At 71.6% G+C, this 24,428-nt stretch carries 19 protein-coding genes and 1 pseudogene; all 20 read left to right on the top strand.

From position 1 onward, the window contains the following. Positions 1–45: 45 nt before the first annotated feature. Positions 46–597, top strand: coding sequence for a bifunctional pyr operon transcriptional regulator/uracil phosphoribosyltransferase PyrR (gene pyrR / locus FY030_RS08770; protein ID WP_158061173.1), 552 nt, complete (start codon positions 46–48; stop codon positions 595–597). After that, a complete protein-coding gene (locus tag FY030_RS08765) occupies positions 594–1,526 on the top strand; it encodes an aspartate carbamoyltransferase catalytic subunit (protein WP_158061172.1) in 933 nt (310 codons plus the stop codon). Before pyrR ends, FY030_RS08765 begins: the two co-directional genes overlap by 4 nt. After that, entirely contained in the window at positions 1,523–2,857 is a 1,335-nt protein-coding gene (locus FY030_RS08760) for a dihydroorotase (protein ID WP_238348199.1), read from the top strand. Before FY030_RS08765 ends, FY030_RS08760 begins: the two co-directional genes overlap by 4 nt. Before the next feature lie 32 nt (positions 2,858–2,889). Then, the gene (carA, locus tag FY030_RS08755; protein ID WP_158062738.1) at positions 2,890–4,077 is read left to right on the top strand and encodes a glutamine-hydrolyzing carbamoyl-phosphate synthase small subunit; all 1,188 of its coding nucleotides are present in this window, start codon (positions 2,890–2,892) and stop codon (positions 4,075–4,077) included. Further along, positions 4,064–7,453: a carbamoyl-phosphate synthase large subunit gene (gene carB, locus FY030_RS08750; protein WP_158061171.1), complete on the top strand. Its 3,390-nt coding sequence runs from the start codon at positions 4,064–4,066 to the stop codon at positions 7,451–7,453. The genes carA and carB overlap by 14 nt, the downstream gene beginning before the upstream one ends. A 14-nt stretch (positions 7,454–7,467) precedes the next feature. Beyond that, a complete protein-coding gene (locus tag FY030_RS08745) occupies positions 7,468–8,349 on the top strand; it encodes an iron-sulfur cluster-binding protein (protein ID WP_158061170.1) in 882 nt (293 codons plus the stop codon). Then, positions 8,339–9,130, top strand: a complete 792-nt coding sequence (locus FY030_RS08740) for a hypothetical protein (protein WP_158061169.1) — start codon at positions 8,339–8,341, stop codon at positions 9,128–9,130. Before FY030_RS08745 ends, FY030_RS08740 begins: the two co-directional genes overlap by 11 nt. After that, entirely contained in the window at positions 9,127–9,990 is an 864-nt protein-coding gene (pyrF, locus tag FY030_RS08735) for an orotidine-5'-phosphate decarboxylase (protein ID WP_158061168.1), read from the top strand. The genes FY030_RS08740 and pyrF overlap by 4 nt, the downstream gene beginning before the upstream one ends. A 129-nt stretch (positions 9,991–10,119) precedes the next feature. Next, entirely contained in the window at positions 10,120–10,437 is a 318-nt protein-coding gene (gene mihF, locus FY030_RS08730) for an integration host factor, actinobacterial type (protein WP_158061167.1), read from the top strand. Positions 10,438–10,442: 5 nt separating this feature from the next. Further along, positions 10,443–11,018 carry a guanylate kinase gene (gmk, locus tag FY030_RS08725; protein WP_238348198.1) on the top strand — a complete coding sequence of 192 codons (576 nt, stop codon included), beginning with the start codon at positions 10,443–10,445 and terminating at the stop codon, positions 11,016–11,018. Between the two features lie 12 nt (positions 11,019–11,030). Continuing rightward, a complete protein-coding gene (rpoZ, locus tag FY030_RS08720) occupies positions 11,031–11,300 on the top strand; it encodes a DNA-directed RNA polymerase subunit omega (protein WP_158061166.1) in 270 nt (89 codons plus the stop codon). A 25-nt stretch (positions 11,301–11,325) separates the two neighbouring features. Beyond that, positions 11,326–12,591, top strand: a complete 1,266-nt coding sequence (gene coaBC, locus FY030_RS08715) for a bifunctional phosphopantothenoylcysteine decarboxylase/phosphopantothenate--cysteine ligase CoaBC (RefSeq protein ID WP_158061165.1) — start codon at positions 11,326–11,328, stop codon at positions 12,589–12,591. A gap of 98 nt (positions 12,592–12,689) precedes the next feature. Then, positions 12,690–13,904: a methionine adenosyltransferase gene (gene metK, locus FY030_RS08710; RefSeq protein WP_158061164.1), complete on the top strand. Its 1,215-nt coding sequence runs from the start codon at positions 12,690–12,692 to the stop codon at positions 13,902–13,904. A gap of 11 nt (positions 13,905–13,915) precedes the next feature. Next, positions 13,916–14,257: pseudogene (locus FY030_RS16845) on the top strand (primosomal protein N' family DNA-binding protein); the annotation flags it as partial. Between the two features lie 1,079 nt (positions 14,258–15,336). Further along, on the top strand, positions 15,337–16,113 hold the full coding sequence (locus FY030_RS16840; RefSeq protein ID WP_238348699.1) for a hypothetical protein: 777 nt from the start codon (positions 15,337–15,339) through the stop codon (positions 16,111–16,113). Positions 16,114–16,324: 211 nt separating this feature from the next. Beyond that, entirely contained in the window at positions 16,325–18,244 is a 1,920-nt protein-coding gene (locus tag FY030_RS08700) for an ABC transporter substrate-binding protein (RefSeq protein ID WP_158061163.1), read from the top strand. A gap of 268 nt (positions 18,245–18,512) precedes the next feature. Next, complete coding sequence (locus tag FY030_RS08695) at positions 18,513–20,045, top strand: ABC transporter permease (RefSeq protein ID WP_158061162.1); 1,533 nt, start codon at positions 18,513–18,515, stop codon at positions 20,043–20,045. Between the two features lie 70 nt (positions 20,046–20,115). Then, a complete protein-coding gene (locus tag FY030_RS08690) occupies positions 20,116–21,204 on the top strand; it encodes an ABC transporter permease (RefSeq protein WP_238348196.1) in 1,089 nt (362 codons plus the stop codon). Next, complete coding sequence (locus FY030_RS08685) at positions 21,204–23,054, top strand: ABC transporter ATP-binding protein (protein ID WP_158061161.1); 1,851 nt, start codon at positions 21,204–21,206, stop codon at positions 23,052–23,054. Before FY030_RS08690 ends, FY030_RS08685 begins: the two co-directional genes overlap by 1 nt. A gap of 204 nt (positions 23,055–23,258) precedes the next feature. After that, positions 23,259–24,203, top strand: a complete 945-nt coding sequence (fmt, locus tag FY030_RS08680) for a methionyl-tRNA formyltransferase (protein ID WP_158061160.1) — start codon at positions 23,259–23,261, stop codon at positions 24,201–24,203. Positions 24,204–24,428 lie beyond the last annotated feature (225 nt).

The following is a 24,428-nucleotide window of genomic DNA, read 5'->3' as shown; positions in this document are numbered from 1 at the left end:
TACGTCCTTTAACCACCGTCCTGTGAGGCGGGGAAGGAGCCGGGCATGAGTGATGCCCAGAACAGCCCACCCGGAGGACGTGAGGTCCTCGCCAGCGATGACATCCGACGGGGGCTCAAGCGGATCGCCCACGAGATCCTCGAGGCGAACAAGGGGCCTGAAGGTCTGGTGCTGCTGGGGATCCCGACCCGCGGTGTGCCCCTGGCCCGGAGGCTCGCCGAGGTCATCCAGGAGGTCGAGGGCGCGGACGTGCCGACCGGCTCGCTGGACATCACCATGTACCGCGACGACCTGCGCAGCCAGCCCACGCGGCCGGTGGAGCGCATGGAGCTGCCCGTGGAGGGGATCGACGACAAGGTCGTGGTCCTCGTCGATGACGTCCTCTACTCCGGCCGCACCATCCGCGCCGCCCTGGACGCGCTGACCGACCTGGGGCGTCCGCGTGCGGTCCGACTGGCCGTGCTGGTCGACCGAGGGCACCGTGACCTGCCGATCCGCGCCGACCACGTGGGCAAGAACCTGCCGACCTCCCGCACCGAGCGAGTGCTGGTCCGGCTGGGCGACCTCGACGGCGTCGAAGGGGTGTGGATCCAGTGAAGCACCTGCTCTCCATCGCCGACCTTGACCGCGAGGAGATCCTGGCGATCCTCGACACAGCGATCTCCATGCACGAGGTGCAGGGCCGGGACGTCAAGAAGCTGCCCACGCTGCGGGGGCGCACGATCATCAACTTCTTCTTCGAAGACTCCACCCGCACCCGCGCCTCCTTCGAGATCGCCGGCAAGTGGATGAGCGCCGACACCATCAACCTCACCGGCAAGGGCACCTCGGTCTCCAAGGGCGAGTCGCTGCGTGACACGGTGCTCACCATCGACGCCATGGGCGTGGACATGATGGTGATCCGCCATCCCGCCAGCGGCGCGCCGCGGCAGATCGCCGACTGGGTCGACTGCTCGATCGTCAACGCCGGTGACGGCACCCACGAGCACCCCAGCCAGGCGTTGCTCGACGCCTACACCCTGCGCCGCAGCCTGGGTGATCTGGACGGCCGGCACGTCGCGATCGTCGGGGACCTCACCCACTCCCGGGTGCTGCGCTCCAACCTGCTGTGTCTGCGCAAGCTCGGGGCCGAAGTCACCCTCGTCGCGCCGCCCACGCTCATGCCCGCCGGGATCGCGGGCTGGGCCAGCACCGACGGCTTCACCGTGTCCTACGACCTCGACGCCGTCCTGCCCACCGTGGACGCCGTGATGATGCTGCGTGTCCAGCGCGAGCGGATGAGCGGTGGCTACTTCCCGACGGCCAAGGAGTATGCCGTCACCTACGGGCTCACCGCCCGCCGCCTGGCCCTGCTCCAGGACCACGCCGTCATCGCCCACCCCGGGCCGATGAACCGCGGCCTGGAGATCTCCGCCGAAGCCGCCGACGCGGCCCGATCCTTGGTCCTGGACCAGGTCAGCGCCGGGGTGGCCGTCCGGATGTCGATCCTCTACCACCTGCTCGCCGGGGAAGGGAGCGCCCAGTGACCCCGACCGCCCACCAGCCCACCAGCCCGCCGCTGCTCATCCGGGGTGGCGACGTGCTCGGCCAGGGCGTCCAGGACGTCCTCGTCGTCGACAGCACGATCGCGGCCGTCGGCCCGGACGCCGCTGACGAGGCGCCGCAGGGCGCGCAACGGCTGGACGCCGCCGGCATGGTCGTGCTGCCGGGTCTCGTCGACCTGCACACCCATCTGCGCGAGCCCGGACGGGAGGACGCCGAGACCGTGGAGAGCGGCTCGCAGGCCGCCGCCCTCGGGGGTTTCACCGCCGTGCTGGCCATGGCCAACACCACGCCGGTCACCGACACCGCCGAGGTCGCCGAGACCGTGTGGGACCTGGGACGCCGCGCCGGCTACGTCGACGTCCACCCCGTCGGGGCCGTGACCAAGGGCCTGGCCGGCGAGGAGCTAGCCGAGCTGGGGCTGATGGCCCGGTCCCGAGCCCGGGTCCGGGTCTTCTCCGACGACGGGCGCTGCGTGGACGACCCGCGCCTCATGCGCCGGGCGCTGGAGTACGTCCGCGTCTTCGACGGCGTCATCTCCCAGCACTCCCAGGACCCGCGGCTGGCCGACGGCGTGGCCTGCTGCCACGAGGGTGAGCTGTCCGGCCGCCTGGGTCTGGCCGGCTGGCCCGCGGTCGCCGAGGAGACGATCGTGGCCCGTGACGTCATGCTCGCCAAGCACACCGGCTCCCGGGTGCACGTCGCCCACGTCTCCACGGCGGGGTCCGTGGAGGTCCTGCGCTGGGCCAAGGCGCAGGGTATCGACGTCACCGCCGAGGTCACCCCCCACCACCTCATGCTCACCCAGGACCTGCTCACCGGCTACGACCCGACGTTCAAGGTCAACCCGCCGCTGCGACCTGCCGAGGACGCCCAGGCCCTGCGGGAGGCGCTGGCCGACGGCACCATCGACGCCGTCGCCACCGACCACGCCCCGCACGCCCGGCAGGACAAGGAGCACGCCTTCGTCGACGCCGCCTTCGGCATGCTCGGCCTGGAGACCGCCCTGCCGGTCGTCTCCACGCTGATGGTGCAGGAGGGGCGGATGTCGTGGACCGACGTGGCGCGCGCGATGTCCACCACCCCCGCCCGGATCGCCCGGCTGACCGACCAGGGCCAGGGGATCCGCGCCGGCGCCCCGGCCAACCTCACCCTCGTCGACCCGGACCGCCGGGTCACCGTGGACCGGGCCAGGTCACGTTCGCTGTCCCGCAACAACCCGTGGCACGGCCGGGAGCTGACCGGCGCGGTCCACCTGACGATGCTGCGCGGCCGGGTGACGGCCCGCGAGGGCCTCGTGTGGGGGGAGCAGTGACGACCGCGCGAGGACACGAGCAAGGCGGCTCCCTGCCGTCCGCGCACGACACCGCGTACCCGCAGCCCGCCGTGCTCGTCCTCGAGGACGGGCGCACCTTCCGCGGCGAGGCCTACGGCGCGCAGGGGAGCACGGTCGGCGAGGCCGTCTTCTGCACCGGGATGACCGGCTACCAGGAGACCCTCACCGACCCCTCCTACCACCGGCAGGTCGTCGTGATGACGGCGCCGCACATCGGCAACACCGGCGTCAACCCTGAGGACATGGAGAGCGAGCGGGTCTGGGCAGCCGGGCTGGTCGTGCGCGACCCCGCCCTGCGCCCCTCCAACTGGCGCTCGCAGGGCGAGCTGGAGGGCGCGCTGCGCGAGGCCGGCGTGGTCGGGATCAGCGGGGTCGACACCCGCGCCCTGACCCGCCACCTGCGCGACCGAGGCTCGATGCGAGTCGGCATCTTCTCCGGGCCACAGGCCGCAGCCCCGCAGGGCGAGCTCCTCCGCGCCGTCGAAGAGGCACCGCGGATGGCCGGCTCGGCCCTGGCCGCAGAGGTCTCCACCCCGGAGCCCTATGTCGTCTGCCCGCCGGAAGGAATCCCCACCCGGTTCCGGGTCGCCGCCCTGGACATGGGTATCAAGGGAAGGACCCCGGCGCTCATGGCTGCACGCGGCATCGAGGTTCACGTGCTGCCCAGCCGCACCGACGCCGACCAGCTGCTGGCCCTGGAGCCGGACGGGGTCTTCTTCTCCAACGGTCCGGGCGACCCGGCGACCGCGGACCACGAGGTCGGCCTGCTGCGCGAGGTGCTGGAGCGCCGCATACCTTTCTTCGGCATCTGCTTCGGCAACCAGCTCCTTGGCCGGGCGCTGGGCCTGGGGACCTACAAGCTGCCCTTCGGGCACCGCGGGATCAACCAACCGGTGCTGGACCGCGAGACCGGCAAGGTCGAGGTCACCAGCCACAACCACGGCTTCGCGGTCGCCTGGCCCGAGGGCCTGGCCACCGACCGGCCCGCGGACACCGACCTCGGTCCCGTGCTCTGCTCGCACATCGCCCTCAACGACGACGTCGTCGAGGGGCTCTCCTGCCGGGACGTGCCCGCGTTCAGCGTGCAGTACCACCCCGAGGCGGCGGCCGGTCCGCACGACGCCGAGTACCTCTTCGACCGTTTCGTCGACCTCCTCACCAGCAGCACCGACAAGGGGGCCCCGCATGCCCAAGCGTGACGACATCACCAGCGTCCTGGTCATCGGTTCCGGACCCATCGTCATCGGCCAGGCCGCGGAGTTCGACTACTCGGGCACGCAGGCCTGCCGCGTGCTGCGCGAGGAGGGCGTGCGGGTCATCCTGGTCAACTCCAACCCGGCCACGATCATGACCGACCCGGGGGTCGCCGACGCCACCTACGTGGAGCCGATCACCCCTGAGATCGTCGAGGCGATCATCGCCAAGGAGCGCCCCGACGCGGTGCTGGCGACGCTGGGCGGACAGACCGCGCTCAACACCGCCATCGCCCTGCACGACAACGGCGTCCTGGAGAAGTACGGCTGCCCGCTCATCGGAGCCGACGTCAGGGCGATCCAACTCGGGGAGGACAGGCAGCTGTTCAAGGGCGTGGTCGAGCGGTGCGGGGCAGAGGTGGCCCGGTCGGCGGCCTGCCACAGCATGGAGGAAGTGCTCGCCGCAGCGGATGACCTCGGCTATCCCGTCGTCGTGCGACCCAGCTTCACCATGGGCGGACTGGGCTCCGGCTTCGCCTACGACGAGGAGAGCCTGCGCCGGATCGCCGGGGCCGGTCTGCAGGACAGCCCGACCACCGAGGTGCTTCTGGAGGAGTCGATCCTGGGCTGGAAGGAGTACGAGCTGGAGGTCATGCGCGACCGGGCCGACAACGTGGTCGTCGTCTGCTCGATCGAGAACCTTGACCCGATGGGCGTGCACACGGGTGACTCGATCACCGTCGCCCCGGTGATGACCCTCACCGACCGCGAGTACCAGCAGCTGCGCGACATCGGGATCGCGGTGATCCGCGAGGTCGGGGTGGACACCGGTGGCTGCAACATCCAGTTCGCGGTCAACCCCGAGGACGGCCGGGTCATCGTCATCGAGATGAACCCCCGTGTCTCCCGTTCCTCCGCGCTCGCGTCGAAGGCCACCGGCTACCCGATCGCCAAGATCGCGGCCAAGATGGCGCTGGGCTACACCCTGGACGAGGTGCCCAACGACATCACGTCCGGCGGTGGGGTGGCGTCCACAGACGGGCGGTTCTACTCCGCCGCCTTCGAGCCCACCCTGGACTACGTGGTCGTCAAGGTGCCCCGGTTCGCCTTCGAGAAGTTCCCCGCGGCCGACCCCACGCTGACCACCACGATGAAGTCCGTGGGCGAGGCCATGGCCCTGGGCCGCAACTTCACCCAGGCACTGCAGAAGGCGCTGCGGTCCACCGAGGCCCGCCACACCAGCTTCCACTGGCGCGAGGACGAGACCCCCTCGCGCGAGATGGCCCGCGCGTTGCTCGACCAGGCCCGCACCCCCACCGATGGTCGGCTGGTCCTGGTGCAGCAGGCGCTGCGCGGCGGGTGCACCGTCGAGGAGGCGCACGAGGCCACCGGCATCGACCCCTGGTTCCTGGACCAGATCGTGCTCATCAACCAGCTGGCCGCGCAGGTGCGGGCCACGGCCCGGGCAGCCCAGGGCGGCCGCCTCACCCCCGAGCTGCTGCGCCTGGCCAAGCGGCACGGCTTCGCCGACGCCCAGCTGGCCCAGCTGACCGGGCTGCGGGAGGACGTGGTGCGTGGCGTGCGCCACGCCCTCGGGGTGCGGCCCGTCTACAAGACCGTGGACACCTGCGCAGGGGAGTTCGTCGCGCTGACCCCCTACCACTACTCCTCCTACGACGAGGAGACCGAGGTCGCCCCCCGGGAGCGTCCCGCGGTGATCATCCTGGGCTCGGGTCCCAACCGGATCGGGCAGGGCATCGAGTTCGACTACTCCTGCGTGCACGCCTCGCTCACCCTGCGCGAGCACGGCTTCGACACGGTGATGGTCAACTGCAACCCCGAGACCGTGTCCACCGACTACGACACCTCCAGCCGGCTCTACTTCGAGCCGCTGACCCTGGAGGACGTGCTCGAGGTCGTGCACGCCGAGCGGATGGCCGGCCCCGTCGCCGGGGTCATCGTCCAGCTCGGCGGCCAGACCCCGCTGGGGCTGGCCGCTGCGCTCAAGGCCGAGGGGGTCCCGGTCGTCGGCACCTCACCGGAGGCGATCGACCTGGCCGAGGACCGCGGGGCCTTCGGCCGGGTGCTGGCCGAGACCGGCCTGGTCGCGCCGCGGCACGGCACTGCATACTCCGTCCCGGAGGCGCTGGGGGTGGCCCGCGACATCGGCTACCCGGTCCTGGTCAGGCCCTCCTACGTGCTCGGGGGCAGGGGGATGCAGATCGTCTATGACGACGAGTCGCTGGCCGCCTACGTGGGCCGGGCCACCCAGGTCGTCAGCGGCGAGGTGCCACACCCCGTGCTGGTCGACCGCTTCCTGGACACCGCGGTCGAGATCGACGTGGACGCCCTCTACGACGGGACCGACCTCTACCTCGGCGGGATCATGGAGCACATCGAGGAGGCCGGCATCCACTCCGGCGACTCCGCGTGCGTGCTGCCACCGTTCACCCTGGGCCGTAGCGAGCTGGAGCAGGTCCGCGAGGCCACCCGCAAGCTCGCGCTCGCCATCGGGGTACGTGGTCTGCTCAACGTGCAGTTCGCCCTGGCCCAGGACGTCCTCTACGTGCTCGAGGCCAACCCGCGGGCCAGCCGCACCGTGCCGTTCGTCGCCAAGGCCACCAGCGTCCCGCTGGCGGCCGCGGCGGCACGGGTCATGATGGGCACCAGCATCGCGGCGCTGCGTCAGGAGGGCATGCTGCCCACCCATGCCGATGGCGGGCTGATGCCGGACGACGCCCCCTTCTCGGTCAAGGAGGCGATCCTGCCCTTCCGACGCTTCCGCACCCAGACCGGGCAGGCGATCGACTCCATCCTGGGTCCGGAGATGCGCTCCACGGGGGAGGTGATGGGTATCGACCCAGCCTTCGGCGCCGCCTTCGCCAAGAGCCAGCTGCGGGCCGGCTCGAGCCTGCCGACGCAGGGCACCATCTTCGTGTCCGTGGCCAACCGGGACAAGCGCTCGATGATCTTCCCGGTCAAGCGCCTGGTGGACCTGGGCTTCCGCATCATGGCGACCGAGGGCACTGCGGACGTCCTGCGCCGCAACGGTATCGATGCCCAGGTGGTGCGCAAGCGCAGCCAAGGGCGGGGGCCAGGAGCCGAGGGCGGACCCACCGAGCCCACCGTGGTCGATCGGATCACGAACGGCGAGGTGGACATGGTCATCAACACCCCGTCCGGCAGGGACGCGCGGGCGGACGGCTATGCCATCCGGGCCGCCACGACCTCCCTGGACCGCCCGATCATCACCACGGTGCAGCAGCTGTCGGCGGCCGTCCTGGGCATCGAGGCCATGCGTGCCGGTGCGCTGCAGGTGCGCTCCCTGCAGGAGCACGCCGCCAGCCTGGACCTCTACGGCCGCACCCCGGCGCACACCTGAGGCGGCCGACGGCGGTGGCAGCGCAGGCGGACCGTAGGGGCGTCCCGCACAGGAGTCGGCGCGGGGCGGCCCGGGAGACTTGGACGAGCGAGACGGGCACGACTGCTGGCCCGGAGCTGTCCGCTCTGGTCAGCGCGGCGCGACCCGAGGGCGGTTACGACGTCCTCACCCTGTCCGTCCCCGCTCGCCCTTCCTGGGCCGGCGCCCGACCCGGGCAGCTGCTCGTCCTCCCCGCCGATCCTGCCCGCGGCGCAGTCCTGCCGCGCGTGCTCTGGCTGGCAGGGGTGCAGGGGGATCCGCTGCACGGCACGACCATCCAGGTGATCCTCTCCGAGGAGGAGGCGCGGGGCTGGCCGGTCGGCAGCACCGTGCGCCTGCTCGGGCCGCTTGGTCGAGGTTTTGCCCTGCCGGCCCAGCCGGTCGACGTCGTGATCGTCTCCCACGAGGAGTCCGCCGCACCGGTGTCCTGGCTGGTCGCGCTCCTGCGCGAGCGCGGATGCCTGGTGCACGTCCTGCTCCCCGCCGACGACGCGGACCGGCGCCTAGACCCCGGTCCGCTGCGGCGGCACGCGACCGGCGTGGTCCTCACCAGCACCGAGGACCTGCCCGCGGCCCTGGGGTCGTTGCTCGGCACCGTCGACCCGGCGCTGGTGCTCGCCCTCGGCCCCACGCACGTCGTGCGCACGGTCGCCGAGCAGTCCCGGGGCCGGGTGGTGCGGGTGGCCGCGGTCGACCCGGGGGCACCGGTGGTGTGCGGCACCGGGGTCTGCGGGGTGTGCGATCTCGAGGTCGCCGACGACCCCGGGTCCCGCCGGGTCCGGCCCTGCGTGGAGGGACCGGTCGTGCCGGGGGAGTGGCTGCTCACCCCGCGGACGGGGGTGCCCGGTGCGTCGTAGCGACCCGCTGCCCCCGGTCCTGCTCGCCCCAGGAGCCGTCAGCGAGCCACGTGCTCTGGCCCGCTTCGGGGACCTGACGCAGGCCCTGCTGCCCGTCGGTCCGGTGCGCACCGGAGAGCCCGGGCCCGTCGCTGCGGCGGTGCAGGGGACGGGCGTGGGCGGGGTGGAGCACGCCTCGAGCCCGGGGTATGCCGTGCCCGCAGCCTTGGAGCTGGTCCGCTGGTGTGCGTCCCGCGGCCTGTCCTGCGTGCTGTCCGTGCGCGGCAGGTCCACCGGTGATCTGGCCGAGGTGGTGCAACGGGTCCGGCTCAGCCTGGACGCCGACGCGGTGGCCGCCGTCGAGGTGGACCTGCGGGGGGCCGACGACCAGGCCGTGCTCAAGTCCATGGCCCGGGTGCGCGAGGCCGCACCCCGCGACCTGCTGCTGCTCGCGCGGCTCAGCGCGCTCGACCCCGAGCTGGTGCCCGCGGCTCGCGCCGCGGTGGCCGGTGGGGCCGGCGCCGTGGTCGTCTGCGGTTCCGTGCGGCTCGGGCCCGACCGGTGGTGGTCCGGTCCGTCGACGGCGGCAGTCTGCCGGGCCGGCGTGCGGGAGCTGGTCGAGGCTGCGGGGGAGCAGCGCTGGCCGGGGGCTCGGCTCGTGGCCGCCGGGGGCGTGCACGACATTCTCTCCGCGCGCGCTGCGCTCACCGCCGGCGCCGACGCCGTCCAGCTGGGCACCGCCCTGTGGGCGGACCCCACCCTGCTGTGGCGCATCACCGACGACCTGAGGAGGTCCTCATGACCACACCCGACCCCCGGCCCGGACGGCAGCCCTTCGGCGAGCGGCTGCTCGACCAGATCGAGCAGTGGGGGCCACTGTGCGTCGGGCTGGACCCGCACCCGCACCTGCTTGCCGACTGGGGCCTGCCGGACACGCCGGAAGGTCTGCGCTCCTTCAGCCTGAGCGTCCTCGACGCCGCCGAGAACCGCTGCGCCGCAGTCAAGCCGCAGTCGGCCTTCTACGAACGGCACGGGTCCGCGGGCGTCGCGGTCCTGGAGGAGGTTCTGGCCGCGAGCCGCGAGCGGGGTCTGCTGTCGGTGCTTGACGCCAAGCGGGGAGACATCGGCTCCACGATGGGCGGTTACGCGCAGGCCTACCTGCAGGACGGATCCCCGCTCGTCGCGGACTCCGTCACCCTCAGCCCGTATCTGGGCTACGGCTCGCTGCGGCCGGCGCTCGACCTGGCTGCGGAGACCGCCCGGGGTGTCTGGGTGCTGGGGCTTACCTCCAACCCCGAGGGAGCCGAAGTGCAGCTCGCCGGCGAGCCCACCGTCGCGGCCCGGATCCTGGAGCAGGTGGCCCAGGACAACGCCGGGGCACCCAGATGTGGGCACGTCGGGCTGGTCGTCGGGGCGACGCTGCCCCGGACCCCCACCGAGCTCGGGCTCGACCTGGCGGCTTCCGGCGCGCCGGTGCTTACCCCTGGGGTGGGCGCCCAGGGAGCCGACGAGCACGACGTCGCGCGCACCTTTGCCGGGCTCACCGAGCGCGTGCTGGTGCCGATCGGCCGGGGGGTGCTGGAATCCGGTCCCGACGGGGCCGCCCTGGCCACCGCGATCCAGGGGTGGTCCGACCGGCTGCGCGGCGCCCTGCGCGGATGACGGGTCGCCGTCCTGCTCGATGCCCGCCCTGTCGGGGGGAGGGCGATGGGTTGGCGCCTGCCCGCCCGGATCGCTATGTTCGCTGCGAGGACGCAGACCGGCTGCGCCGACGCGACGAGGAGAAGCACAGTGGCACTTCCCGAGCTGACGCCCGAGCAACGATCCGAGGCGCTCGCCAAGGCCGCGGCGGCCCGCCGCGAGCGCGCAGAGGTCAAGAACCGCCTGAAGAACTCCCAGGGATCCCTCAAGGAGGTCATCACCGCCGGCAAGGAGAACGACGTCGTCGGCAAGATGAAGGTGTCCGCACTCCTGGAGTCGTTGCCGGGGGTGGGCCGCGTCCGGGCCAAGCAGGTGATGGAGGAGATCGGGATCTCCGAGAGCAGGCGGGTGCGAGGGCTGGGCGCCAACCAGGTGCACCAGCTGCTCGAGCGTTTCGGCGACCGCTGACCGGGGTGCCTCAGCCCCGTCGCCTGGTCGTGCTCGCCGGCCCCACCGCCGTCGGCAAGGGCACCGTCGCCGCCTACGTGCGTCAGCACCACCCCGAGGTGTGGCTATCCGTGTCCGCGACCACCCGGCCGGCCCGGCCGGGGGAGGAGAACGGCCGGCACTACTTCTTCCTCGACGAGCAGGAGTTCTCCCGGCTCGAGGAGGCCGGCGAGCTGCTGGAGTCGGCCACCGTGCACGGACGGGCCCGGTACGGCACCCCTCGTCGGGCGGTGGAGCAGGTGTTGGGGCAGGGACGCCCCGCACTGCTGGAGATCGACCTGCAGGGAGCCCGGCAGGTGCGGGCCAGGATGCCGGAGGCGCTCTTCGTCTTCCTGGCGCCCCCGTCCTGGGAGGAGCTCGTCGACCGGCTCGTTGGTCGGGGCACCGAGACGGAGGAAGAACGCGCGGTCCGGCTGCAGACCGCACGCACCGAGCTGGCCGCTATGGACGAGTTCGACGTGACCATCGTCAACGATGATGTCGCGCGGGCGGCTGAAGAACTCGTATCATTGATGGTTGACCCCCCACCCGCTGAAGACTGAGAGCATCTTTTCGTGACTGGTACCGGCACCATCGCCCACCCCGACGGCATCACCAACCCGCCGATCGACAGCCTCCTGGAGCGCGCGGACAGCAAGTACGCCTTGGTGATCTATGCGGCCAAGCGGGCCCGGCAGATCAATGCCTACTACGCCCAGCTGTCCGAGGGCCTGCTGGAGTATGTCGGCCCGCTCGTCGAGGCCGACGCCACGGACAAGCCGCTGTCCATCGCTCTGCACGAGATCAACCAGGGCAAGCTGCACACCAGCTCCCCCGAGAGCTGAGCACCCCGCGCGAGGGGCTGACCATATGCGCGTCGTCCTCGGCGTGTCCGGAGGGATCGCGGCCTACAAGGCCGCCCTTGTGCTGCGCCTGCTCACCGAGGCCGGGCACGAGGTGAGGGTCGTGCCGACCCAGGCGGCGCTGCGCTTCGTCGGCGCCCCCACCTGGGAGGCGCTCAGCGGCCGACCTGTGGCGGCCGACGTGTGGTCCGACGTCCCCTCGGTGCCGCACGTGCGGCTCGGCCAGGAGGCCGACCTCGTCCTCGTCGCGCCCGCCACCGCGGACCTGCTGGCCCGGGCTGCCCACGGCCTGGCCGACGACCTGCTGACCAACACCCTGCTCACCGCCCGCTGCCCGGTGGTGCTCGCCCCGGCGATGCACACCGAGATGTGGACCCACCCCGCCACCAGGGCCAACGTGGCGCTACTGCGCGAGCGGGGCGTCGTGGTCGTCGAGCCCGCCTCCGGGCGGCTCACCGGGGCGGACACCGGCCCCGGCCGACTGCCCGAGCCGGAAGAGATCGTCGCGGCCGCGCTGGCCGCGGTGCAGGCAGGCGGGCAGACGCGCGAGGGAGCGACCACGGGACCCGGCCTCCGGCCCGGTGACCTGCACGGTCGGCACGTCGTCGTCTCCGCAGGCGGCACCCGCGAGCCTCTGGACCCGGTCCGTTTCCTGGGCAACCGCTCCTCCGGCAAGCAGGGGTATGCCGTGGCCGCCGCCGCGGCGCGGCGGGGGGCGCGCGTCACCCTGGTCAGCGCCAACGTTGCGCTGCCGGTCCCGCAGGGCTGCGAGGTCGTCCAGGTCGAGACCGCCCTGCAGCTGCAGGAGGCGATGCGGGCCACGGTTGCCGGCGGCGTGGACGCGGTCGTGATGACGTCAGCCGTAGCCGACTTCCGGCCGGCGCACTACGTCGAGCGCAAGATCAAGAAGACCCACGGGGCCGGTGACGAGAGCGCCCCCACGATCGAGCTGGTCCGCAATCCAGACATCCTGGCCGACCTGGTCCAGGGCCGTGGAGAGGCGATCAGCCCCTATATCGTCGGCTTCGCGGCCGAGACCGGTGATGACAGCGGCGACGTGATCGAGCTCGCCCGCGCCAAGCTGGCCCGCAAGGGCTGCGACCTGCTCGTGGCCAACGAGGTGGGGGCGGACAAAACCTTCGGCCAGGACGAGAGCACCGTGCACCTGCTGCGGCCGGGCACCGACGAGGTCCCTACCGTCGGCCCGACCGGCAAGGACAGCATCGCCGAGGCCATCTGGGACACGGTCGCGCCGGAGCTGGCCTCGCGCTGAGCGGGTTGTTCACGCGGTGAGGGCCATGGTCTGTCGGCGCGCCCGCATAGACTGCCGAGCGGCCACAGTCAGCAGCCGCTGCATACCGAGGAGAGCGCATGTCCCGCCTGTTCACGTCCGAGTCCGTCACCGAGGGACACCCCGACAAGATCTGCGATCAGATCAGCGACGCCATCCTCGATGACCTGCTCCGCCAGGACCCGCACTCGCGGGTGGCGGTCGAGACCATGGTGACCACCGGCCTGGTGCACGTGGCTGGCGAGATGCGTACCGAGGGCTACTCCAACATCCCCCAGCTGGTGCGGCAGACGATCCTGGAGATCGGCTATGACAACTCGCACAAGGGCTTCGACGGCCGCACCTGCGGGGTGCAGGTCTCTATCGGTGACCAGTCCGCCGACATCGCCACCGGGGTCGACGACGCAGTCGCCAGCCGCGGGCTGGATGGTGCCGACCGCTACGACCAGCAGGGAGCTGGTGACCAGGGTCTGATGTTCGGCTACGCCTGCGACGACACCCCCGAGCTGATGCCCCTGCCGGTCTTCCTCGCGCACCGGCTGGCCGAGCGGCTGACGACCGTGCGCAAGAACGGCGAGCTGGACTACCTACGGCCCGACGGCAAGACCCAGGTCACGATCGAGTACGACGGCGACCGGCCCGTCCGGCTGGACACGGTCGTGCTGTCCACCCAGCACGCCACCGGCATCTCCCTGGAGAAGCAGCTCGCCCCGGACGTGCGCGAACGCATCATCACGCCCGTGCTGGACGCCGCGCACGAAGCCGGTGCCGAGCTGGAGACCGACGGCTACCGGCTGCTGGTCAACCCGACCGGGATCTTCACCATCGGCGGGCCGGTGGGCGATGCCGGCCTGACCGGGCGCAAGATCATCGTCGACACCTACGGCGGGATGGCCCGACACGGTGGTGGCGCGTTCTCCGGCAAGGACCCCTCCAAGGTCGACCGTTCCGCGGCCTACGCCGTCCGCTGGGTGGCCAAGCACGTCGTGGCCGCCGGGCTGGCCACGCGTTGCGAGATCCAGGTCGCCTACGCGATCGGCACGGCTCGGCCGGTCGGCCTCTACGTCGAGACCTTCGGCACCGAGACCGTCCCGGTGGAGCGCATCCAGCAGGCCATCACCTCGGTCTTCGACCTGCGCCCGGCAGCCATCGTCGACGACCTGGACCTGCTTCGTCCGATCTACCGGCCGACCGCCGCCTACGGGCACTTCGGTCGGACCGCCGCCGACGGGGTGGAGGACGCCTTCACCTGGGAGCGGCTGGACCGCCTCGAGGCGCTGCGCGCGGCAGTCTGACGGCGGCGCCCGTGCCGGAGCAGCTCGCGCTGGTGCCCGCGCCCCCCGCGGCGCGCCGGCGCAGGTCCGCACCGGCCTCGGACGCGCCGCTGGCCGAGCGCGACCCTGTCGCAAGGGTCCTCATCGACACCCCGCTGGCCCACCTGGACCGGCCGTTCGAGTATGCCGTCCCCGCCGCCCTGGACGAGGACGCCCGTCCGGGCTGCCGGGTCCGAGTCCGGTTCTCAGGGCGCGACCACGACGGCATCCTGCTGGCCCGCACTGCGACCGCCGAGCACGACGGCCGGCTGGCGCCGCTGCGCACCGTAGTCAGCCCCGAGCCCGTCCTGGCCCCCGCCGTCGCCGCCGAGCTGCGCCTGGTCGCCGACCACTACGGCGGCACAGCCGCGGACGTCCTGCGGCTCGCCGTCCCGCCCCGGCATGCCCGTGCCGAGCGCTCGGTGCCGCCCGAGGTGCCGTCGCCAGAGAGCCTGGAGGGCGGGGCCCCCGCCCACGAGCTGGGGACCGGCACCGCGGAGGAGGGGCAAGACGCGCCGGCCGACCGGCAGGACGCGCCCGCCGACCCGTGGGCGGCCTACCCGGCGGGTCCTGCGCTGCTGCGCCGCCTGGCCGCCGGCCAGGCGCCCGCCGCGGCCTGGCTGGCCCTGCCCCGCCAGCCCCCGGCGACCGACTGGCCGGCGGCCATCGCTGCCGCGGTCCGCGCCACCTCGGCCTCGGGCCGGGGCAGCCTGGTGGTCGTCCCGGACCGACGGGACGTAGATCGGGTGCTGCCGGTCCTGACGCAGGCCCTGGGGGAGGAGGCCGTGGTGCGGCTGACCGCCGACCTCGGCCCGGAGGCCCGCTACCGCGCTTTCCTGCAGGTGCTGCGCGGCCATGCCCGGGTGGTGGTCGGGACCCGCGCGGCGGCGTTCGCGCCCGTGCGCGACCTGGGCCTGCTCATCTGCTGGGACGAGGGGGACGACCTGCACCAGGAGCCCCGGGCCCCCTACCCGCACGTGCGCGAGGTGCTGCGGCTGCGGGCCGGGCAGGAGCGCGCGGCCCTCCTCGTCGGCGGGCTGACCCGCAGCGTCACCGTCCAGTCCTGGGTGGAGGCCGGCACGGTTGCGAACCTGATCGGAGGGCCAGCACAGGTCCGGAGGGCGGCTCCGCGGGTTGTCGTGGCGGGGGAGGGCCTGGCGGAGGAGCGCGACGCGGCCGCCCGGACCGCCCGGATCCCCAGCCTGGCGTGGCGGACGCTGAAATGGGGGCTTGCCCGGGGGCCGGTGCTGGTCCAGGTCCCACGGCAGGGGTATGTCGTGGCCCTGGCCTGCCAGGACTGTCGCGCCCCCGTCCGCTGCGCCGTCTGTCAGGGGCCGGTCGGGGTGACGGGTTTGCCGCCCGCCGCGGTGTGCCGCTGGTGCGGGACCGAGCCAGTCCAAGACCGCTGCCGTCAATGCGGCTCCCCGCGTCGCCGTGCCACGACGCTGGGGAGCGGCGCACCGCCGAGGAGCTGGGTAGGGCCTTCCCCGGCACCCGGGTGGTCAGCTCGGGCGGTCAGCAGGTGGTGCCCGAGGTGGACCCCGAGCCGGCGCTGGTCGTCGCCACGCCCGGAGCCGAACCGTGGTGCCGGGCGGGATATGCCGCGGTCGTCTTGCTGGACGGCTGGCGGCTGCTGGAACGGCCGGCGCTGGATGCCGCACCTGAGGCCCTGCGGCGTTGGGCGGCGGCAGCCGCCGGTGCCGCCACCCCGGCGCATGGACCGGCGGACGGACCGGCGGTGGCTGGTGCCGGACCCGCCCAGGTCGTGCTGTGCGGCGTACCCCCGCACGGCAGCGTGCCGGCCGTCGAGGCGCTGGTCCGGTGGGATCCGTCCTGGTTGGCCGCTCGCGAGCTGTCCGAGCGCCGCGAGCTCGGCCTGCCGCCCGTGCGGCGCCATGCCACGGTGGTCGGGCCGCCGGGCGCGGTGCAGGAGGCGGTGTCCGCCCTGTCTCAGGACGGGACGGTGGAGCTGGTCGGCGTCGTCGAGTCGGGCGTCGACCAGGATGCTCGGTACGGACCGGACGGGGGTGGCACGGGCCACCGGGGTCGCGCCGTGGCCACCGTGCGCGAGCCGGGCGGGTCCGAAGACACCCTGCCCGGCGCGGTCCACGCTCTTCGAGCCGCCCGCAGCGCCCGCAAGGCCGAGGACCAGCTCCGGGTGATGCTCGACACGACGGAAGCGCCTGGCTAGCAGGACAGGGCGGGAATGCCCCCGGAAGTCTCAAATCCGTAACGATCAGGTCACCGTGTGGACACGAAGGTGGTCAAACGGGTCCCGACCTGTCTATGTTCATCTGGCAACCCCCCGGGTTCGCCGTATGCGTGACCAGCCCTCGATCTGATGTGGCTGGACGGGCGGCGACCTTTCACTAGGAGGAACATTGAAGATCAGGCGCGCAACCATGGCCGTTGTGGCTGCAGGGGCCCTGGTGCTGGCCGGCTGCACGTCGGACTCAGGTGACGAGACCACGACTCCCGACGAGACCGCCACGGACGTCGACACCGACGCCGACGCCGGCGCGGACGCGGACGACGAGACGGGTGACACCGACACCGAGACGGGCGGCACCGACACCGACACCGAGACCGCCACCGACGGCGGCCAGGAGATGGGTGAGGAGGGTGACACCGCCAAGGCCGACCTCGGCGACGTCACCACCAACGACGACACCGTGACCTTCTCGACCGGTGCTGAGCAGTACAACTCGTACAACGACACCACGTCGGCGACCAACTCGACCTACAACTCGGTCGTCAACAACCAGCTGATCTCGAGCTTCTGGTACTGGGGCACCGACGGCACCGTCTACCCCGACGAGACCTACGGCACCTACGACATGGTCTCCGAGGACCCGCTGACCATCGAGTACACCATCTCCGATGACGCGGTCTGGTCCGACGGCACCGACATCACCTCCAACGACTACCTGCTCACCTGGGCCTCCACCAACCCGGACTCCCTGTTCGGCGAGGGCGACGACAACGCCGGCGAGTTCGACCCGGTGAGCAACTGGTCCGTCTACGCCCCGGACGTCCTGGAGACCGAGGTCGGCAGCAAGACCTTCACCGTCGTCTACCCCGAGCCCTACCCGGACTGGGAGATCGCGGTCGGCGGAGCGCTGCCCTCGCACATCGCTGCCGAGCAGGGGGGCCTGTCCTCCGATGAGCTGGCCCAGGCGATCCTCGACGGCGAGGGTGAGACGGTCAACCAGGTCGCTGAGTTCTGGAACACCGGCTGGAACTTCCCCAACTACCAGGTTGAGGACGAGTCGCTGGTGCCGTCCTCCGGCCCGTACACGCTGGAGGGTGCGTCCTGGCAGACCGGGTCGAGCCTGGCGCTGGTGCCGAACGAGAACTACTGGGGCACCCCCCCGGCGACCGGCACCCTGGAGTTCGTCTTCGCGGCCCCGGACACCCACGTCCAGGCTCTGATCAACGGTGACATCGACGTCATCAGCCCCCAGGCCACCGTTGACACCATCGCCCAGATGGAGAACGCCGGCGACTCGATCACCCACCAGACCGGTGACTCGATGACCTGGGAGCACCTGGACTTCAACTTCGGTGAGACCAGCGCCTTCGCCGACGAGAACGGTGGCCTGGCCGCCCGCGAGGCGTTCGCCTACTGCGTCCCGCGCCAGCAGATCGTGGACACCCTGATCGCGCCGCTCAACCCCGACGCCGTGGTCATGAACGCCCGCGAGAAGTTCCCGTTCCAGGAGGAGGAGTACAACGAGCTCGTCTCCGAGTCCTACGACGGCCGCTTCGACGAGGTCGACCTGGAGACGGCGGCCGAGAAGTTCGCCGAGTCCGGCCTGGAGGAGGGCGTGACGATCCGCATCGGCTACTCCGCCCCCAACCCGCGCCGTACCGACGAGGTCGCGGCCATCAAGGCCTCCTGCGACCAGGTCGGCTTCACCATCGAGGACTCCGGCTCTGCGGAGTTCTTCCAGGAGGGCGGCGACCTCGACGCCGGTGACTACGAAGTCGCGCTGTTCGCCTGGGCCGGTTCCGGTCAGATCGCGTCTGGTGCGAACATCTACCAGACCCAGACTGGCAGCGCCGGCCTGCAGAACTACGGCAACTTCTCCAGCGAGACCGTGGACGAGGCCTTCGCCACCCTGTCTTCCTCGGTGGACCCGGAGGTCCACATGGAGCAGCTGAAGATCATCGAGAAGGCGCTGTGGGACGAGCTGTACGGTATCCCGCTGTTCGCTCACCCGCGTGTGGTCGGCTACGACTCCACCCTCGAGAACGTCCGCGACACAACGGTCCAGACCGGTGTGTCGTGGAACGCCGAGCAGTGGGTTCGCGCCAACTGACGCTCTAACGTCAGGGTCGTCAGGTGGGCCCTGCCCACCTGCGGCACCCGCCTCCGGGGCGGGAGGGGATATCCCCTCCCGCCCCGGAGGTACGTCCGGCGTCCTCCCGTGGCGTCAATGACCCGCTCGTCTCCCTGTTCTGCCCCCTCCCCGCGCGTGGAAAGAAACGTCCCGAACGGTCGTGGCTAACCGTGCCTGCACGGGTTAGAGTTCGTCACCAGCCAGGTCGCCACGCAGGCGCGCCCCCCGCTCCCAGGAAGGCCCCCCCGTGCTCCAGTTCATCCTTCGAAGGATCGGCATCTCGGCGCTGGTGATGCTCGTCGCCTCCGCACTGCTGTACTTCCTGACGATCAACTCCGGCGACCCGCTGGAGGAGCTGTGGGAGAGCAACGCGGACAACCGCCAGCAGCTCATCGATGCACGCATCGCGAACATGAACCTGGACATGCCGTGGTGGCAGCGCTACCTGACCTGGCTGGGCGGCGCGGGCCGATGCCTGCTCCTGGACTGCGACCGGGGGCTCACGAGGGACGGCGCCAACGTCAACACCATGCTCGTGGACGCCGCGGGGGCCAGCCTCCGGCTGGTCACCATCGCCACCTTCCTGGCGATCATCATCGGTGTCACGCTGGGCATCCTGTCGGCGATCCGGCAGTACTCCGGCTTCGACTACGCGGTGACCTTCACCGCCTTCCTCTTCTACTCCCTGCCCGTCTTCTGGGCGGCGGTGCTGCTGAAGGAGTACGGCGCGATCCGGTTCAACCGGTGGATGGGCGATCCCACGATGTCGTTGGTGACCATCATCGTCATCGCGATGGTCCTGGGCATCATCCTGGCCGCCGTGCTGGGCGGTGGCCTGCGACGCCAGGTGATCACCTTCCTCGCCACCGCTCTCGTGATCGGCGGCGTCGTGGGCTACTTCGATGCGGTCAACTGGTGGCACCGCCCCGCACTGGGGCTCCCGCTCGTGATCGTCGGCGGGCTCGCGGCGCTGGCCTTCATGCTGGTGATGACGGTGGGCCTGGCCAACCGGCGGATCCTGTACGCCGGGCTGGTGGTCGTCGGCCTGGGCGTGGTCTCCTACTTCGCCACCCAGCCCCTCCTGGACGACCCGGCCAACTGGTTCGTCGTCCTGGGTCTGGCACTGCTGGCCGCCGCGGTGGGGGCAGCAGTCGGCTGGTTCATGGGCGGTTATGAGCGCAGGGTCGGGATGACCGTTGGTGCCGGCACCGCCGTCGGCATGGCCTTCCTGATCTTTATGGACCACCTGCTCTCGGCCTGGAGCGGCTTCCTGGCCCGGACCCCCGGCCGGCAGATCGCCACCATCGGGGAGCGGCGCCTGGACCCCGGCCGGGTGGAGCTGGCGTTCTACGAGAACATCTACAACTGGGGCATCCAGCTGATCCTGCCCACCATCGTGCTGACGGTCATCTCCATCGCCGCCTACAGCCGCTACACCCGCGCCTCGATGCTGGAGACGATCAACCAGGACTACATCCGCACCGCCCGCTCCAAAGGGCTCTCGGACCGGGTGGTCTACACCAAGCACGCGCTGCGCAACGCGCTGATCCCGATCACCACCATCGTGGCCTTCGACTTCGCCGGGCTGCTGGGCGGGGCGGTCATCACCGAGACGATCTTCGGCTGGCGTGGGCTGGGGGCGATGTTCGCCGCCGGCCTCAACAATGTCGACCCCAACCCGGTCATGGCCTACTTCCTGGTGGCCGGCGGTGCCGCGGTGATCATGAACATGGTCGCCGACATCGCCTACGCCTTCCTCGACCCGCGGATCCGGCGGTGAGGGACAACGTGAGCACGCACCCTCATCTCCCAGCCACTGACGCCCGTCTCGCCCACGTGAGGACGACCCGATGACTGACAACAACCGCCCGGACGGGGCGCGTCCCGGCCCCGACCAGCCCCGGCTGCCCGGGTCCGGGCGCGAGGGGCTCTCCCCCATGCCGATTCCCGCCGATCCCGGCAGCCCCCAGCAGATCCACTCCTCGGCTGCGGCCACAGACCTGGAGGAGAGGTACTCGGTCGAGAAGAAGCTGGACCTGAGCCAGAAGTCCTACTCCCAGGGCCAGCTGGTCCGGCGACGGTTCATCCGGCACAAGGGCGCCATCGTCTCCCTCGCCTTCCTGCTCTTCGTGACTGCCATGGCCTTCACCTCCATTGGCTACGGGATCATCCCCGGCTGGTGGGACAAGGGCTTCATCCTCACCAGCGCGCAGGTTAACGGGGGTCGGCCGACGCTGGAGCTGTGGCCGCCCAGCCTGGGGGAGCACCCCTTCGGCCAGGACACCATCGGCAAGGACTACTTCGCGCTGACCATGCGCGGCACCCAGCGCTCGCTGATCATCGCCTTCACCGTCGGCCTGCTCTCCACCCTCATCGGCACCACCATCGGGGCCATCGCCGGTTTCTACCGCGGCTGGGTCGAGTCCGTGCTGATGCGGATCACCGACCTGTTCATCGTCATCCCGCTCCTGGTGCTGGCTGCCGTCGTCGGCCAGTACGCCGGCGGCATCTGGTCGCTGGCTGTCCTGCTCAGCGTGCTGACCTGGACCGGCCTGGCCCGTCTGGTCCGCGGCGAGGTGCTCTCGCTGCGTGAACGTGAGTTCGTCACCGCAGCCGAGGCCATCGGCACCGACTCGGGCCGGATCATCTTCCGGCACATCCTGCCCAACACGATCGGCACGATCATCGTCAGCGCCACGCTGGCGATCGCCTCCGTCATCCTGCTCGAGTCCTCGCTGTCCTTCCTGGGCTGGGGCGTGCAGCCCCCGGACACCTCTTTGGGCCTGCTCATCTCCACCTACCAGAACGCCTTCCTGACCCGCCCCTGGCTGTTCTGGTGGCCCGGCATGCTGATCCTGGCCATCGCCCTGTGCGTGAACTTCCTCGGCGACGGCCTCCGCGACGCCTTCGACCCCCGCCAGAACAGGACCGCTGACTGATGACCGCGACCACCGACAACCACGGCGCCACCCCCGTGGACCCCGTCTTCACCGGCTCCGGCACCCCCACCGAGGGTGAGGAGGTCGTGCTCACCTTCGACGACGTCGACGTCCGTTTCCGCACCGAGTTCGGTTCGGTGCACGCCGTCAAGGGCGTCGACCTGGCGATCCGGCCCGGAGAGGTCGTCGCCCTCGTGGGCGAGTCGGGGTCCGGCAAGTCGGTGACCTCGATGACCGCCATGCGCCTGCTGCCCCGCAACGCCACCATCGGCGGCCGGGTCAACGTGGCCGGCAGGGATGTGGGCCGCCTCACCGAGACCAATATGCGGCGCCTGCGCGGCAACGACATCGCCATGGTCTTCCAGGAGCCGATGACCGCGCTGAACCCCGTGCTCACGATCGCCACCCAGATGACGGAGTCGATGGAGCTGCACGGCGTGGCCCGTGGACAGGGCGCCTGGGACCGGGCGGTCGAGCTGCTCGGCATGGTCGGCATCCCCGAGCCCGAGCGGCAGATGAGGAAGTACCCCCACGAGCTCTCCGGCGGCCAGCGTCAGCGTGTGGTCATCGCCATCGCGATCAGCTGCGACCCCAAGGTGATCATCGCCGACGAGCCCACCACGGCCCTCGACGTGACCGTCCAGGCCGATATCCTCGACCTCCTGCGTTCGCTGAAGGACAAGCTCAACACCGGCATCCTGCTCATCACGCACAACATGGGCGTGGTCGCCGACATGGCCGACCGGGTAGCTGTGATGTTCAAGGGCGAGATCGTCGAGCGGGGCACGGCCGAGGAGGTCCTGCTCCACCCCCGGCACGACTACACCAAGATGCTGCTGGGCTCGGTCCCACGGATGGGTGCCGGGCGCGGTCAGATGGGCATCAACGTCCGCGAGGAGGTCGACCCCGAGGCGCCACTGGCGATCGACCTGAAGAACCTCATCATCGAGTACCAGCGGCTGGGCAAGCCGCCGTTCCGCGCCGTTGACGATGTCAGCTTTGAGGTCCGCAAGGGTGAGATCGTCGGTCTGGTCGGTGAGTCCGGCTCGGGCAAGTCCACGATCGGGCGCTGCGCCCTGGGGCTCATCCCGGCCTCCGGCGGTGAGTTCCGCCTGCTGGGCGAGGACCTCACCCAGATGAACCGCCGCCAGCTCAAGAAGCTGCGTCGGCGTATTGGCGTGATCTTCCAGGACCCGGCGGCCTCGCTCAACCCGCGGCTGCCGATCGGCGACTGCATCGCCGAGCCGATGGAGGTGCACAAGGTCGGTGACAGGAAGGCGCGCCGCCAGAAGGTCTATGAGCTGCTCGACGCGGTGCAGCTGCCGCGCGAGGTCTACAACCGCTACCCGCACGAGGTTTCCGGCGGCCAGCGCCAGCGCATCTCCGTCGCCCGGGCGCTCTCCCTCGACCCCGAGCTGCTGGTGGCCGACGAGCCGACCTCCGCCCTGGACGTCTCGGTCCAGGCGCGGGTGCTGAGGATCTTTGCCGATCTGCAGGATCAGTTCGGCTTCGCCTGCCTGTTCATCAGCCACGACCTGGCGGTCGTCGACCTGCTGGCGCACAAGGTGGTTGTCCTTCAGAACGGCAAGGTCGTCGAGGCCGGGCCGCGCGAGCAGATCATGGAGAACCCCACGCAGGAGTACACCCAACGGCTGATCGCCGCGGCACCCGTCCCGGACCCGATCGAGCAGAACCGGCGCCGCCGGGAGCGGCACCAGCTGCTACGGGAGCAGGGCGAGGAGGTCGTCGAGCTGCACGCTGACGCCAGCCTGTTCCGCCAGTCCATCTCCGGCGAGCGGGACGTCGTCGAAGGGGAGTCCTCGGGCGACGACCCCTACCGTCGCCCCTGACGCACACAGCCACCCACCCAGCCACCCGCACGACCGGCGACACGCTCTGCCCCCAACCGGCGACACGCTTTGCCCACGACCGGCGACACGCTATGTCCCAACGGGCGACACGCTCTGCCCCCAACCGGCGACATACTCTGCGGCCGCCGGGCGCGCGCCGTGCTCCGTGTGTGAGGATCGTCCGGTGAGGCAGCGAGGTATGTGGTGAGAGTCGTCTTCGCGGGAACCCCGCAGGCCGCGGTCCCGAGCCTGCGGGCCCTGCTGGGCTCCCGCCACCAGGTCGTCGGTGTCCTGACCCGGGCAGATGCGAGGGCGGGGCGCGGTCGCGGCCTGCAACCGTCCCCGGTGCGCGAGGTGGCTGAGGAGGCCGGGCTGCCGGTGCTGACGCCGGTCACGCTGCGGACCCCCGAGGCACAGGAGCAGCTTACGTCCTGGGCCCCGGACGCCTGCCCGGTCGTCGCCTACGGCCTGCTGGTCCCGCCCGCGCTGCTTCACCTGCCGCGGCACGGCTGGGTCAACCTGCACTTCTCGTTGCTGCCCGCCTGGCGCGGCGCGGCGCCGGTGCAGCACGCCATCCGGGCCGGTGACGACGTCACGGGAGCGGTGACCTTCCGGCTGGAGGAGGGCCTGGACACCGGGCCCGTGCTCGGGCGGCTCACCGAGGCGGTCCAGCCGCGCGACACCAGCGGTGACCTGCTGGCCCGCCTTGCGGACTCAGGCGCCCACCTGCTCGTTGCCACCCTGGACGCCCTCGAGGACGGCACGGTCGTCCCGGAGCCGCAGCCGGCCGACGGCGTCAGCCACGCGCCGAAGATCACCGTCGACGACGCGCGGCTGGAGTGGACCAGGCCGGCGTATGTCGTGGACCGGGCCGTGCGGGCCTGCACGCCGGCCCCAGGGGCGTGGACCACCTGGCGCGGGGAGCGGATCAAGGTGGGCCCGCTGAACGCGGTGGACCCGGTCGACCCGGCGGCCGTCGGCGAGCTGGCATCCGGCGAGGTCCGCGCCGAGCGTCGCCGGGTGCTGGTCGGCACCGGCAGCGGGCCGGTCGAGCTGGGCCAGGTGCAGCCGCACGGGAAGAAGGCGATGGACGCGGACGCCTGGGCCCGTGGCGTCCGTCCGGAGGCGGGGGAGCGGTTCGATGGCTGAGGCGACATCCGGAGACAAGGGCGACCGCGAGGACGCCCACGGCCGCCGCGCCCAGAGCGCCGGTGACACCAGCGGGCGCCACCGTCAGAGCGGCGGCGACGACGGCCAGGGTGGCCGTAGGCAGGGAGGCCGAGCCGGTGGGCAGCGCGACGGCGACCGCGCGGGGGCCGGCGCGGTCCCCGGCAGCGGTCCGCCCAGCGCCCCGCAGAACGCGCCCGGGCCGCT

Origin of the sequence: Ornithinimicrobium pratense, from assembly GCF_008843165.1 — a bacterium.
GTDB classification, from domain to species: Bacteria; Actinomycetota; Actinomycetes; order Actinomycetales; family Dermatophilaceae; genus Ornithinicoccus; species Ornithinicoccus pratensis.
Note: the sequence above shows the minus strand (reverse complement) of the source record. Positions and strands in the feature narration are given on the sequence as shown.